This is a genomic window from Psychrobacter submarinus, assembly GCF_904846685.1.
In the GTDB taxonomy this organism is placed as follows: Bacteria; Pseudomonadota; Gammaproteobacteria; order Pseudomonadales; family Moraxellaceae; genus Psychrobacter; species Psychrobacter submarinus.
Window position 1 is genome coordinate 287,756 of the sequence record NZ_CAJHBQ010000003.1, and the last position, 14,696, is coordinate 302,451.

Sequence of the window (14,696 nt, forward strand, 5' to 3'; positions counted from 1 at the left end):
TGGTAAAACATGCTAGTTTAACGCTTTATTTATCGCTATCATTAGCTTGATAGTTTATGACTAAATCAGCATTAGACTTTTTAAGTTTGTAGGTTGTCATCTAAAAACCCTCTTTCGATACTGTTAATTATAAAAAGTCGATGTCATTGCATCACTTACCTTTGCACTTTTTTAAGTTTGTCGAGTCGCTTTATGGAAAACTCAGCGCAGTCAGCCCGATTGCCACACTTGCACGAATCAGAACTGTTTCACGCCATCAAAAACCCAGCCTTTCGCCGCATTGGTCTGATGGGCCGTGCCGGCAAGCGCAGCGTTATTGAGAGTCTCATTCAAGTGGCAAGCACAGTCAACGAGATGAATCTAACGCTGATTATGGATGTGCAAACCGCCAATCTACCGACTTTAAATTTAGTAGATATCGAAAAGGTAAAAATCGTCAAGCGCAGTTTGATCGGTGAGATTTGTGACTTAGTGATTGTTGTCGGCGGCGATGGCTCTATTTTACATGCCGCTGAGGCATTGGCGCGGTACCGGGTTCCTGTGCTTGGGGTCAATCGCGGTCGTCTTGGGTTTTTGGCAGATGTGAAGCCCAATGAGGTTGCCTTTAAATTAAAGCAAGTATTAATGGGGGATTATCAGCTCGATCATAGGTTTTTGCTGACGATGGAGATACGCGAAGGCGACAATATCTTGCATGAAGATATGGCGCTCAACGACATTGTATTACATGCGGGCAAGTCGGTACACATGATTGACTTTCAAATGAAAATTGACGGTCAAGACGTCTATCGTCAGCACAGTGATGGACTCATTGCCGCGACTCCGACGGGCTCGACAGCCTATGCACTCTCGGGTGGCGGGCCTATTATCCATCCTAGCATGGATGCGATTTGTCTGGTACCGATGCATCCACATACGCTCTCAAGCAGGCCTATCGTGGTCAGTGGTAGTAGTGAGGTCTGTATTCGCATTCATGAGGACAATCGCACTCAGCCAATGGTCAGCGCTGACGGTAAACCTAGCGTACCTATTGAGCAGGATCAACGCTTATATATCCGTAAACATCCTGATAAGCTAACTTTGCTGCATCCACCAGGGTTTGAGTTTTATGAAGCTTGCCGTACTAAGCTGCATTGGAACGTACATGCCGAAGAGTTCAGTCTCGATAGCGATGACGATGATGACATTGAGATAGAAGGCATAGAGATAGAAAGCGTAGAGATACAAAGTACTGACCACCATATTATTGAGGCTGATGCTCAAAGTACTACCCCTGAGCAGATAGATACAAACACCGATCGAGTCACTAAATTTTAGACAGGTTACAGATAGCTAGAGAAGAGGAGTGAAGATGAATAAAGAGACAGTACTAGCCAGTTTGACCCCGGAGATAGTAGATAAATTCCGAGTAGCCATTGAGATTGGTAAATGGCCAGATGGCCGTAAGCTAAGCGCTGAGCAGCGCGAAACGTGTATGCAAGCGGTGATGATGTGGGAGCACGAGCATCTAGAGCCCTCCGAGCGTGTCGGCTTTATTCATAAGCCTATCAAAGACGACGGCAGTATCGTGGGCGCGGAATGCGATGTCGAGCACGAACATCATTATCCTAATATGCCCAATCCTAAAGGCGCGATTCAACCGGTAAAATTCCGCGATAAATAATGAGTAATATTAGGGCGTGTCCCTAATTCAAGCGTTTATGACTAAATGGGCTAAAAATGGCTAAATCTTTGGCAAACGGTGTCAAATAGCTGGTCAATATCTTGATATTACCTGCGCTATTTTCCTTGTTTGCCTGCGATTTATCTCATTTTTATCACCATTTTTAAAATAGGGACACGCCCTAAAAGCAAAAATCCACACTATGATCATAGCGTGGATTTTTTGGTCTATGCTGTTATTTTATAAAACTAAACTTTTATAGAACTAAGCTTTTATAGAGCCAAGCTTACAAAGCAGTGGTATCGACAGTCGGACGTAGCGTTAAAGGATTTTTTTGCATCAAAAATCCTTGCCAACCCCAATGCAAGAAATTGCGGATATTGGCGTGATCCGTACCCTTAGGTGTGGCTAGCACTTTTTCATAATGCTCACCAAATAGTTTAAGGGTATCTAGCTGGTTTAGGCCATGATGCTTAGCAAAGCCAAAGACTTTGGCACTACCTTCGTTTTCGCCAGCGGCATTGTGCTGCATACCATTGACAAACGGCGCTGGGGAATAACGATAAAAATCGTCAATAAAGCTGATAACATCGTTAAAACCTATGGCTTTTTTATTCAAACCATTCAATAAAGCCGAGACGTCGGATTGGCGGATGCTCATAGTAAATGACCTCAAAAATATTAAAATTACAAAGAGTAAGCGCTTATAGGCAGAGCAGCCGTAACGAGTCTGCTATAAACGATAAAGCTCTATTTTAACGATTAAAATAGTCTTCGTCATCAAAAGAGGGCGCAAAGTTGCCTTGCTCGAGATGTTGCATCTGTGATTGTACCGTGCGCTCTTGCTGGATACGCTGGTAAATCTCTTCGCGATGTACCGCGATATCTTTTGGCGCGTTAACCCCTATGCGTACTTGGTTACCCTTGACGCCTAGCACAGTAACACTGACCTCATCACCAATCATTAAAGTTTCGCCAACGCGGCGAGTTAAAATTAACATGCGTCACACTCCTTATGTCGCAGTAAAGAACGATTACTTATCATATGACTTCTCAATTACTCAATATCACTGAATGAACCAGTATCGAGCTGTTTAAGGTTTTAATTCACAAGTAATTATACCGTCTAAAACAAGATAAACAGCTTCCATAACTATAGGTATCATTTTGCCCAAATGAACGCCCCATTATAAGTCCCATAGACCGTACTGTCACGGATTTTAACAATACTACTGGATAAAGCCGAAGTCTTGTGACTATTTAGCGCCAATAAAAGAGTAAGCAAGCCGCGCTATTATGGAAATTATGAGCATAATAGTCATAAAAAACAGAACATTGATAGGTTCTGTCATTTTGTATATTAAAACTTATTTTAGCCGTTTAGCAAAATATCAGCGGTTAAGCGCAGATAAATAAAAAAACAGCTAGAATTTATGCTAGAACCTATTGTCCAGCAACTTTGCTCTCACCGTCTTCACGATCTAAGCCAAATGCTGTGTGCAAGGATTTAACTGCTTTTTCTAAGTGCTGCTCTTGGATAAGGACGGAGACCTTGATTTCGCTAGTAGAGATCATTTGTATATTGATGTTGTTCTCCGCTAAGGTCTGGAACATCAAGCTTGCAACCCCTGCGTGTGAGCGCATACCCACACCGACCAAAGATACTTTGACCACTTCGCTGTTACCTAATATCTCTTTGGCACCGATGTCGTCTTTGATTTCATCGTTTAGCACTGCCATCGCTTTGTCTAAGTCAGTACGGTTGACAGTAAAGGTGAAGTCAGTGGTACCTTGGTCCGATAGGTTTTGCACAATCATATCGATTTCGATATTGGCATTTCCAATTGGACTTAAAATAGCTGAGGCAATACCGGGGTGGTCAGGGACGCCGCGTACCACAATCTTTGCTTCATCACGGTTAAAGGCGATACCTGAGATAATTGCCTGTTCCATACTGTCTCCTTCGTCTATCGTAATTAGGGTGCCCACGTTATCTCTAAAATCATCGTCAAAGCTGCCATCGTTATTGTCATCGAAGCTCGATAGCACTCGTAAGGGCACACCGTATTTACCAGCGAACTCTACTGAGCGAATCTGTAAAATCTTGGAGCCAAGGCTTGCCATCTCGAGCATCTCTTCAAAAGTTATTTTTTCAAGTTTTTTAGCTTTTGAAGTGACGCGTGGATCGGTAGTGTAGACGCCGTCAACATCAGTATATATCTGACATTCATCAGCACCTAGGGCAGCTGCGATAGCGACGCCTGTGGTGTCTGAGCCGCCGCGTCCGAGAGTGGTAATATTATCGTGCTCATCGATACCCTGGAAACCTGCCACAATGACGATATTACCGGCATCTAGCTGCTGGCGGATGTTTTCATCATCGATGCTCTCGATACGGGCTTTATTATGTGAGGTGTCGGTCTTGATAGCGACTTGACGACCGGTCATTGAGCGCGCGCCAATACCTAGATCCTGAATGGCCATAGCAAGTAATGAGATCGACACTTGCTCGCCAGTGGAGACCATTTGATCATATTCACGAGGGTCAGGTTGAGCGCTGATTTGACGTGCCAAATCGATGAGGCGGTTGGTTTCTCCGCTCATCGCTGAGACGACGACGACGACTTGGTGACCGTTATCATGCCAGCGTTTGACGCGTTTGGCGACGTTCTTAATGCGGTCAATACTGCCCATTGAGGTGCCGCCGTATTTTTGTACTATTAACGCCATAAGATTTTACCTATTCTGCATCCTCTATCACCTATAAGTGTCCATTAAATCCAATCGTATTTTAATGACCGTGCATAGTGATAGAGTCAATTAATATTTGAACGCTGACCTTTATACCATAATCAAAGCACAAATTTAAGTCGCCATGCCGCTTTGATATATGGTAATTAATTATCAATGCTATAACCAACTGCCATCTGTCAAATACAAATCAGATGTAAGTTAAGCGTTTTACTATAGAAACGAGCTAACTTAGCTTAATTGAGCTTAACTTAATTTAGCTTCGATCCAAGCGGGTAGTGCCTCTAACACAGTGCGAGTATTGCCAGATTTTGGCGCGCCGCCTTGCGCGTAGTCAGGCTTACCGCCGCCTTTGCCACCAAGCTCACCTGCCAAGTGACGAATAATATCACCGGCTTTAATCTGCGCAGTCATCGACTTCGCTACGCTCGCAGCGAGTGCTAATTGCTCGTCTTTATCGCCAACTAATACGATGATGGCATCAGGAAGCTTGGACTTAATATCGTCCATTAAGGGGCGGATAGATTTACCGTCAATACCGCTCAAAGTGCTGACCAGTACAGGTGTATCTTTGATGGTTTGCACCTCGTTCAATAAATCTGCCGCTTGACTGCTGGCGAGCTTTTGTTGCAAGCGCTCGAGCTGCTTTTCTAAATCGCGCTGCTTATCTGCCATGGTCTGTACGCGCGCGGCAACCTGTGGACGCTTAACTTTGAGTTGTCCGGCAAGAGTCGCTAGCTGCTGATCATTTTGTTGAACATACTTGACAGCGCCCATACCAGTGAGCGCCTCAATACGGCGAATACCAGCGGCGATACCAGATTCACCAGTGATCTTAAATAGGCCGATATCACCGGTACGCTGCACGTGTAGCCCGCCGCATAACTCAATAGAGAAGGGTTGGTTATTCCCATCGATAGTCATCTCGGTGCCCATGGTGAGTACGCGCACCTCGCTACCGTATTTTTCACCAAATAACGCCACCGCGCCTTTTTCCATGGCTTCATCAATAGCCATGTTCTCTATACAAGCTGGCGTATTGGCTTGGATTTGCTCATTAACCAAACGCTCAATTTGCGCAATCTCAGCTGGGCTTACCGGCTTATCATAAGCAAAGTCAAACCTTAGCACTTCACTTGAGACGAGCGAGCCTTTTTGGCTGATTTTATCGCCGAGTATATGACGTAGAGCCGCGTGTAACAGATGGGTAGCAGAATGGTTTTTAGCGCTCGCAGCACGGATGCTTGAGAGCACTTGCGCCTCTGCGCTTTGACCTGCGCTAACAGTACCCATGCTGACGACGCCATGATGGATAATGGCTTGCCCTGATTTTTTGGTGTCTTGTACGCTAAAGACGCCAGACTCGCTACGTATCTCGCCAAGCTCACCGACTTGTCCGCCGCCTTCGGCGTAAAAAGGCGTACGATCCAAGACGATAACGCCCTCGCTGCCTTCTGCTAGAGACTCGATCGCATTACCGTCTTGATAGAGCGCGGTAATATTGACATTATCATCGCTGAGCTGCTCGTAGCCAATGAACTCAGTTGGCGTCTCCACTTGGATGACGCTACTGTAGTCGACATCGAATTTGCCAGCATCACGAGCGCGATCGCGCTGCGCTTGCATCTGTTCGTCAAACTCTTCTTCATCGATGCTGATACCGCGTTCACGGGTAATATCTGCAGTGAGGTCAAGCGGGAAGCCGTAAGTATCATAGAGCTTGAAAGCGGCAGCACCAGAGAGGATATCGCCATCTTCTAAGCTCTCAAGCTCGCTGGCGAGCAGACGTAAGCCTTGGGCTAAGGTCTTGGCAAACTGTGCTTCTTCTTTTTGAATAGCGGCTTCAATGAGGCTTTGTTTGTCTTTTAGCTCAGGATAAGCATCGCCCATTTCACGGACTAAAGGCGCTACCATCTTATAAAAGAACTCGCTCTCAGCGCCAAGCTTATTACCATGACGTACCGCTCGGCGAATAACTCGGCGCAGCACGTAGCCGCGGCCTTCATTACTTGGCATCACGCCATCAGCGATCAAAAAGGATACGGCACGGATATGATCAGCAATCACCTTTAGTGAGGATTGCTGCTCGTTGTCAATCTCTAAAATCTCTGCAGCAGCGTCCATCAAGTGGCTGAATAAATCGATTTCATAATTGCCATGCACGCCTTGCATAATAGCGCTAATGCGCTCAAGTCCCATACCAGTATCGACACTAGGGGCGGGTAGTGGCAGCATGGTGCCGTCTTTTTGGCGATTAAACTGCATAAACACGCAGTTCCAAATCTCGATATAGCGGTCGCCATCTTCCTCAGGCGTACCAGGCAAGCCGCCCTCAATCTCAGGGCCATGGTCATAAAAGACTTCGGTACAAGGGCCGCAAGGACCGGTATCACCCATTGTCCAAAAGTTATCAGAGGCGTAAGGGGCGCCCTTATTATCGCCGATACGGATAATACGCTCCGCTGGCAGGCCAATCTTAGTGTGCCAGATATCAAAGGCTTCGTCGTCAGTCTCATAAATAGTGACGTAGAGACGGTCTTTGTCGATAGCTAGCCATTCAGTCGATGTCAAAAACTCCCAAATATAAGCAATACCGGCTTCTTTAAAATAATCACCAAAAGAGAAGTTACCGAGCATCTCAAAGAAAGTATGATGACGCGCGGTGTAGCCGACGTTATCTAAATCATTGTGCTTACCGCCTGCCCGCACACATTTTTGTGAAGTGACCGCGCGCGTATAATCACGCGATTCCATCCCCAAAAAAGTCTCTTTAAACTGATTCATACCGGCGTTGGTAAACAGTAAAGTAGGATCATTATGCGGAATAAGGCTCGATGAGGAGACAGGGGTGTGCTGCTTGCTTATAAAAAAATCGATAAAAGCTTGACGAATCTCGGCTGTTTGAGATGGCTGGCTCACAGCGGCTCCTTACAAAAAATGGTTTTAAGATAGTTGTAGAATATTAAATTTGCCCGCGATTTTAGCACATACCGCCCTCGTTGAACATTCGCAAATAGTCACTGTGAGGGCTAATACACTAGCAGTCATAAAACAGTCGTTAATTGGTCAAGATGGCCGCGTCTGTCTTATCTAGTTTATCGGTAACTAATGGATTGGCTTCAATGACTTGTACAGGTAGGTAGCGCAGTTGTAGCTTAATGGGTAGATACTCCGGAAAGTTCTCTACCATATCAGCGGTGATGAGCGCCTCAATTTGCTGGACATCGTAAGAGCTAGGAGTCGTCTCGCCGCGAATAATAGCGCGCACGATTTGGTTCTCATTCGAGGTCTCAAATTGAGTGTTGGTCAGTACATTGCCTTTGTCGATAAAATAGCTGTTTATCGCCTCTTTAGTGCTGCTCTCAAAGACTTGCTGCTTAGCATTGGTTTGTAGATTGATAGTCAAATAAGTACCGAGTCCGGCAAGTAGTAATAAGGTCACTGCATTGCGGCGTAAAAAAGTCAAATAAGTGTTTGATTGATAATCATCATCGACTAGGCGGCGAAAGCCAAGTAGCCAGAGCACTAAAGCGTTGGTAAATTGAATAGCGATAATATTAGTAATAGCTAACAATAGCGCCCCAAGACCTAATTGCATCTCGCTATGAGCGAATAAAATACCGCTTGCCGCTAGAGGAGGCACCAAAGCGGTGGCTACCGCGACGCCTACGACCGCGACCGATAGATGTGGTGATACCATCGCATACGCGCCAGCTGTGCCGCCAGCTAGCGCAATCATTAAGTCCATAGAAGTGGGCTGAGTACGCGATAAAATCTCAGCGGTCAGCGGTTGATCGTTATGCAGCAGCCCGATCAAAAAGCCTACGAGCACCACTAAAGAGACGCCCGCGATGACCGTAAATAGCGACTTCCACAGTAGCGGCATACGGTGGTCAATAATCGCGAGCGCCACGCCAGTGATAGGTCCTAACATCATCGCCACTAGCATCGCGCCGATGACAACCGCTGCAGAATTAGTCACTAAGCCATAGCTTGCGATAATGGCCGAGAGGATGTTCATAATAAAATACATCTTACTCGGTAGGGCATTGGCCTCGATTTTGACGCGTACTTCTGGATAATCGACTTTTTGGTTACTAAACTGTTCAGCGACAAACTGCTTATAAGACTCAAGCTTCGCTTCTTTTTTCTCTTGTACTTCCTCTTTTGCGTTTTCTTCCTCTGCAGTACTCTTAGAGTCGTTCTCGCTTTGCTTAGAATCTATATTGCTAGCGTCTGTGTTGCCGGATACCTTTGCTGTCTCACTGTTTTCTATATACGCTTCATCAACACACATCGCTTGTTCATCAGACTGGTTACTATCGACATCAGCAGTGTCGCCATGGGCGCTAGTTCCTGAGTCATCGGTAAGGGCGTTTTCATCAGCTGCTTGGGTATTAGCAGTGACAGTGGCACTGTTGGCTTTAGTAAATACTAAGTCAGCCATTGCCAAGTGAGCAAAGTCGATGTTAGAAAAACTGACGTTAGAAATGCTAAAGTCCGCAGCTTCTAAGTTGACAGCTTGAGCTTGCGCCATCTCAGGTGTGATATCTTCAACCGTCGCGACAACCACTTCTTCGCTAATAGCCGTCATCGTCACTTTCGCGTCAGAATGATGATGTCCTACTTCTGCGGTATTTATCTCTTCACTTTCAGACTCTAAGGACTCGTTGTTATCAGCATGCTCGCCAGCGTCGTCGACGTCGACACTATTATCAAAATTACTATCATTACTATTAGGGGTAGATGCAGGCTCTTGAGCGTTCTTGTTGTCAGATTTATTAGAGCTATTAGAGCGGCTAGCAGGGTTAGCGGTCATAGTATTGGACTTTCTCAAAGGCAAGAAGAAAATCACTATTGTAAAGACAAATAGGGGAGAAAGTATAGATTTTTGCGACAAGCGAGCTCTGAGTAGCAGAGTAAGCGGTAAAGTAAGTGTTTTTAATACGCTAGATAACTCCCTAATATTAGCATGGGTTTAGCGATTAGTCGCCTAGTTTTGGTGGCTTTGCTGGTTATAATAAAGACTTACTTTTTATGTGGGTTTAAGGTATAAAGTAATTATACCCATACAAAAGATAAGGATTAGACTATGAACTGGCCACTACTTTCTGTTGTTTACTCTATGGCAGCTACTGTCATCGTCGGCTTACTGATGATCGCCGCTTTAGTAACCGGCTTTAACGAGATACGGCATATTCAAATAGTCATAGTCATAGGACTACTAGTCGCTATTCCAGTCGGTTTATTTTTTACCAAAAAAATAGGCAGCATTACCGGTAATGAAGAAGGCTATAAGGCTTAGCAACTATCAGGCTTAAATGCTATAAAGCTTAGAAGTGTTTGAAGGGCAGTCTAGCTTGTAGACTTAGCAAGGGCTTTGGGTCTAAACGTTATGATTTAAATAAAAAAACAGCCTATGTGGAGGCTGCTTTTTTATTTTTGTTAAGACTGTTTTTGACGTCAGATATACGCTCGTAGCTCAGCCGTTATTGTAGCTCAACGGTCGCGCCATTTTCGATATTGGCGTAGACTTCTAGCACATCCCAGTTGGTCAAACGCACGCAGCCTGCCGAGGCTTGGCGACTGATGCCCTCAGGCTTCGGTGAGCCATGAATACCATAAGAAGGTTTTGATAGTCCCATCCATACCACGCCTACAGGACTATTAGGTCCTGGCGGCAGCATATGTACTTTCTTATCGTCACCTTTGCCAACGGTCGCTTTATACCATGGCATCTTGACTTTATTGATAATCTTAAAGCTGCCTTGCGGGGAAGGGGTGCTCGTACTACCGATGGTCGTCGGATAAGTGGCAACTAATTTATCACCGTTATAAGCGTATAATGTTTTATCCGCTTTATTGGCGACCATATGGTTGATACGTTGATTGAGAGGCTCACGATTGTTTAATACGGTGATGGTCTCGCCCGCCTTGTACGTTTTGTTTTTGTTTAACTTATCGAGATAGCGTACATCCATATGGAAGCGCTCGCCTAACATCTCTTTGATGTCTTGATAGTAAAGGCCTTTGACTTTTGACTTTGCCTCAGAGCCAGATGGCAATCTAGCAAAATTAGTATTTACATCATCTTCAGTAATGGTATAAGTGACTAGTACTGGCTTATTGGCAGGAATGTTTTTGTTAAGAGCATCCCAAGTTTTTTGATCCATTTTACCAGTAGCAGGCAGAGCTTTCATGTTTTGAAAGTTGACGAGCGCCTTTTTACTATTCATACCCCAACCACCATCGATAGGGCCTGGTGAAGCATGGTTCCAGTCGAGAAGCGCTTGCAATTTAATCGTCATCGCTGAGTTGACGTTCATGTTGGGCGACCAAGTCGAGCCATTGACTTGCTTGGCATAATTGGATAAATCTAGCGTGGTATATCTCTTACCATTCTTATCCTCGATGCTCTTGATAGCAGACTCATCGCCGATGTTTTGGAGCTGTGCGCTATTAGTGACTTCAAAATTTGAGGTGTCCGCTGCCGCACTACTAGGGCCTGCTAGAGCCTGACCGTCACTGATATCATCAGTCGTATCAGACTGCTGGTCTTTACGGGTGAGCTCTTCTACGCTCATATTATCAGCGGCAACAGCGTTAGATGCTGTGTTGTTAGCAGCGATGTCTGTAGAAGCTATATCGTTAGAAGCTATGTCGTTAGAAGCTATGCCAGTCCCGATATTAGGCTGAGCGGCGCGTTTACTGTCAATCAGTTGTCCCATTCTATCAGAGGCTGCCGGCGTACTCACTTGCGGCTGAGCATTGGTTGCTGAGTCGTTATTCGGCAAAGTGTTACGCGTATCACTATCAACTGAGCTGCTACGACTCTCTTCTAGATTGATACCAGATAAGCTGTCGATATCTGGCAAATTGTCTACAGGCAAAGTACGAGTATTGTCTGTCGGTGCAGCAAAGACAGTGGCACTAAGACTCAGCGTGGCAATAGAGAGTGCAGTTACAATAGGTTTTATTTTCATCATAAAGGGTCACAATGTGGTGGTTATTATGGAAGTATTATGCGCATTATCTGGACGCTTCGCAAACTTTTAACCCCTCTTTTTGTAGTAATGAGCAGACAGACGTCAGGCGTTGACGCTTTAATGACTAGGGAGAGAGGATTGAGTCATAATATAAAGAGTATATTGCGCAAAACAGACGCTTAGCAAGAAGCGAGTAAGGTGCTTTCGAGTCAGGTACTATTAATGCAACTTATACTAAGCATGCTTCTATCATAACATGGTTGCTCTAGAAGCGCAGTTCGTCTGAGTAGAGTGCAACCGGGGATTTGCTATTATCAGTTGTAGGATTGATTGGCGTCATATTCGCTTTAAGTTTATAATGCTTTAAATCGAAACCAATAATTTTATGCTATCAACAAACCTTAATGCTATCAAACAAACCATAAAAGAGGCCGTATGTCAGACGAGCAGATAATGAGCGCAGAAGACTTTCAGCAGCAAAATCCAAATCAGTACGACTATGATGGTCACGATCTAGATGGACATGAGCTAAATGCTGAAGACACCGAGCATAGCGAATTTGCTAATTTTCATAGTGAGCTTGAAGAGGCGCGTCAGCAATTAGTGACGATTCGCGATTTCATTCGTTTTTGTGTGACGCAATTGCGGAACTATGATGTGGTAGTAGCGCAAGGTACGACCGACGAATTCGCTGAGGCTTCTGCTATTGTTTTGCACTCTTTGTCGCTTGACTGGTCAGCAAATGAGCAAATATTAGACTGCCGTCTGACTGCCTCAGAGAAGCAAGCAGTGCTAGAGCTATTAGAAGCGCGTATCATTCAACGTAAGCCGCTTAGTTATTTGATCAATTTAGCGTATTTTTGTGATTTACCTTTTTATGTGGATGAGCGTGTGCTTATTCCGCGCTCGCCGATAGCTGAGTTGATCCGTCAGCAGTTCTATCCATATTTCGATGTCAATGAGCTTGCCAAGCCGATTGGTATCAGCAGCATAAACGCTATGGATGCAGGCAAGTCAGCCACTAAGTTCTTCGAGCACGGCCTTGACATGAAGCAGTTGACGCAGCCTGAGCGTATCTTAGACTTGTGCACAGGTTCTGGCTGTATTGCTATTGCGCTTGCGACACGTTTTGTCGATGCTTTGGTGGACGCCGCTGATATCGATAAAGGCGCGCTTGAGGTGGCGATGGTCAATGTCGATCATCATGATCTGGGGCATCAAATCAATGTGATTGAATCTGATTTGTTTGCTAAGCTCCCAAGCGACAATCAGTACGAGCTTATTGTCACTAACCCGCCTTATGTTGATGCGGCAATCATGGCTGACTTGCCGCCTGAGTTTCTATATGAGCCTGATCATGCGTTAGCCGCCGGTCAAGACGGCTTAGATCTAGTACACAAGATTTTGTATGACGCCGCTGATTACTTGACGCCAGAAGGTCTACTCGTCTGTGAGGTTGGCGATAGTGAATGGGCACTGATGCAAGCTTATCCTGATATTCAGTTTAATTGGTTAAAGTTCGCTCATGGCGGTCACGGTATCTTTGCGATCACTTATGATGACCTGTTAGAGCACCGTGAGTCATTTGCCCATTATGTACAGCTTTTAGAGAGTCATCAGGTGCAATAATCAGTACCTTCTACCAGTAAAGAAGTAAGTGAAGCCAAAAGCGTAAGATGGACAGTAGCCCAATATTAATAGCATTGAGTATTGAAGGATAGATAGACATGGCAGGTAATAGTATAGGAAAACTCTTTAGTGTCACAACTTGCGGAGAGTCGCATGGGTCTGGCCTGATGGCTATCGTCGATGGCGTGCCGCCAGGTATGGCGTTATCTAGCGAGGACTTGCAAGTTGATCTAGATCGCCGTAAACCTGGGACTTCTAAGTACGCAACCCAGCGCCGCGAGCCCGATGAAGTCGAGATCATCTCTGGCGTCTTTGAAGGTAAAACGACAGGTACTTCTATTGGCTTACTGATCCGTAATACCAATCAAAAATCTAAAGACTATAGCGACATTAAAGATACCTTCCGCCCCGGTCATGCCGATTATACTTATAGTATGAAGTACGGCTTTCGTGATTATCGCGGCGGCGGGCGCTCTTCAGCTCGCGAGACTGCCATGCGTGTGGCCGCAGGCGCTATCGCTAAGAAGTATCTGTCTGAGCGCTTAGGTATACAGATTCATGGGCATGTGACCCAGATTGGTAATGAGTACAGCCAAGTCACTGATCCAAGCCAAATCGACTGGGAATTCGTCAATAGCAATCCATTCTTTTGCGCGGATAGCGAAGCAGTATCGCGTTTTGAGACCTTAATCGATAGTCTGCGACGCGCGGGCACCAGCTGCGGTGCTAAGCTTGAGGTTGTCGCAAGCGGCGTACCGGTCGGGCTTGGTGAGCCGGTATTTGATCGCCTAGATGCTGAGATTGCCCATGCGATGATGAGCATCAATGCGGTGAAAGGTGTGGAGATCGGTGATGGTATGGCGGTCGCCGGTCAATTCGGTCATAAATCTCGCGATGAGATGACTCCGGATGGCTTTACTGCCAATCATGCTGGCGGTATCTTGGGCGGTATCTCCTCTGGGCAAGATATTAGCGTAAGTATCGCGCTCAAGCCTACTTCTAGTATTACCACCCCTGGCAAAAGTATAAACACCGATGGCGAAGCGATCGATATGCTCACTAAAGGCCGTCATGATCCTTGCGTTGGAGTAAGAGCGACGCCTATCGCTGAGGCGATGCTCGCGATTGTATTACTCGATCATTACTTGCGTCACCGCGGTCAAAATGCAGACGTAGTCGCGCCAGTAGCTGCGATTACTAAATAGCGTAAAGCCGTTTAGGTAGTAGCAAGCCTTTTACTTTTAATGAAAGTCATCTAACAAGGCTGATTAAGAGTAAAAGGTTTTTTTGTGCTTGTAAGTAAAAGGGATAAGAAGTGCTTAGCTTTACTGTTTATTAAGCGACATTCGAATAGTAATCAACGGCTACGCAGCGTTGGTGCTTAAAAACCAATAAGAGCTGCTGACTGGGAATAGCAAGCCAGTATGCAAAGGTAATACTGTCAATATTAGAGTTAGCCAATAATTGGCGACACTCCTGACGGCTATACCCTAAGTAAGTGCTTGTTAAATGAGTGGCTGTAGTATGAGTTGGAATGAGTTTTTGCATAGCATTTATCACCAGCGCCGTAAAACCACATCCTTCTAGGGCATGGATGTAAGGCGTCAACCGTTGTCACCTAAGATGACATCTACCTTGTCAACTCTGCTTATTGAGATCATAATCAT

The 14,696-nt window shown here is 45.4% G+C and carries 11 protein-coding genes and 1 pseudogene; 5 read left to right on the plus strand and 7 right to left on the minus strand.

The window, feature by feature from the left end; translation table 11 throughout:
- Positions 1–192: 192 nt before the first annotated feature.
- Together JMY03_RS10490 and JMY03_RS10495 are read left to right on the plus strand one after the other, a co-directional pair.
- Entirely contained in the window at positions 193–1,317 is a 1,125-nt protein-coding gene (locus tag JMY03_RS10490) for an NAD(+) kinase (RefSeq protein ID WP_227675599.1), read from the plus strand.
- 34 nt (positions 1,318–1,351) lie between these two features.
- The gene (locus JMY03_RS10495) at positions 1,352–1,663 is read left to right on the plus strand and encodes a YeaC family protein (protein ID WP_201556922.1); all 312 of its coding nucleotides are present in this window, start codon (positions 1,352–1,354) and stop codon (positions 1,661–1,663) included.
- A 286-nt stretch (positions 1,664–1,949) separates the two neighbouring features.
- Here JMY03_RS10495 and JMY03_RS10500 read toward each other — a convergent pair whose 3' ends face one another.
- From JMY03_RS10500 to JMY03_RS10520, 5 genes and pseudogenes are all read right to left on the minus strand, one after another.
- Positions 1,950–2,324 (minus strand): HopJ type III effector protein, encoded by a 375-nt coding sequence (locus JMY03_RS10500; RefSeq protein WP_037059813.1) that lies wholly within the window; start codon positions 2,322–2,324, stop codon positions 1,950–1,952.
- A 172-nt stretch (positions 2,325–2,496) separates the two neighbouring features.
- Positions 2,497–2,664: pseudogene (csrA, locus tag JMY03_RS10505) on the minus strand (carbon storage regulator CsrA); the annotation flags it as partial.
- Positions 2,665–3,106: 442 nt separating this feature from the next.
- Complete coding sequence (locus JMY03_RS10510; RefSeq protein WP_201556921.1) at positions 3,107–4,393, minus strand: aspartate kinase; 1,287 nt, start codon at positions 4,391–4,393, stop codon at positions 3,107–3,109.
- Positions 4,394–4,660: 267 nt separating this feature from the next.
- Positions 4,661–7,333 carry an alanine--tRNA ligase gene (alaS, locus tag JMY03_RS10515; protein WP_201603577.1) on the minus strand — a complete coding sequence of 891 codons (2,673 nt, stop codon included), beginning with the start codon at positions 7,331–7,333 and terminating at the stop codon, positions 4,661–4,663.
- Positions 7,334–7,472: 139 nt separating this feature from the next.
- Positions 7,473–9,233: a TIGR00341 family protein gene (locus JMY03_RS10520; RefSeq protein WP_227675600.1), complete on the minus strand. Its 1,761-nt coding sequence runs from the start codon at positions 9,231–9,233 to the stop codon at positions 7,473–7,475.
- A 273-nt stretch (positions 9,234–9,506) separates the two neighbouring features.
- On the opposite strand from JMY03_RS10520, the gene JMY03_RS10525 reads away from it, so the two are divergent.
- Positions 9,507–9,719 (plus strand): hypothetical protein, encoded by a 213-nt coding sequence (locus JMY03_RS10525; RefSeq protein ID WP_201603579.1) that lies wholly within the window; start codon positions 9,507–9,509, stop codon positions 9,717–9,719.
- A 184-nt stretch (positions 9,720–9,903) separates the two neighbouring features.
- Here the strand turns inward: JMY03_RS10525 and JMY03_RS10530 are convergent, their stop codons facing one another.
- Positions 9,904–11,400 carry a L,D-transpeptidase family protein gene (locus JMY03_RS10530; RefSeq protein WP_201603581.1) on the minus strand — a complete coding sequence of 499 codons (1,497 nt, stop codon included), beginning with the start codon at positions 11,398–11,400 and terminating at the stop codon, positions 9,904–9,906.
- Positions 11,401–11,835: 435 nt separating this feature from the next.
- On the opposite strand from JMY03_RS10530, the gene prmB reads away from it, so the two are divergent.
- Both prmB and aroC read left to right on the plus strand, forming a co-directional pair.
- Positions 11,836–13,029 carry a 50S ribosomal protein L3 N(5)-glutamine methyltransferase gene (prmB, locus tag JMY03_RS10535; protein ID WP_201603582.1) on the plus strand — a complete coding sequence of 398 codons (1,194 nt, stop codon included), beginning with the start codon at positions 11,836–11,838 and terminating at the stop codon, positions 13,027–13,029.
- Between the two features lie 98 nt (positions 13,030–13,127).
- Positions 13,128–14,234 carry a chorismate synthase gene (gene aroC / locus JMY03_RS10540; protein WP_201603583.1) on the plus strand — a complete coding sequence of 369 codons (1,107 nt, stop codon included), beginning with the start codon at positions 13,128–13,130 and terminating at the stop codon, positions 14,232–14,234.
- A gap of 130 nt (positions 14,235–14,364) precedes the next feature.
- Here aroC and JMY03_RS10545 read toward each other — a convergent pair whose 3' ends face one another.
- On the minus strand, positions 14,365–14,577 hold the full coding sequence (locus JMY03_RS10545; protein WP_201556912.1) for a hypothetical protein: 213 nt from the start codon (positions 14,575–14,577) through the stop codon (positions 14,365–14,367).
- Positions 14,578–14,696 lie beyond the last annotated feature (119 nt).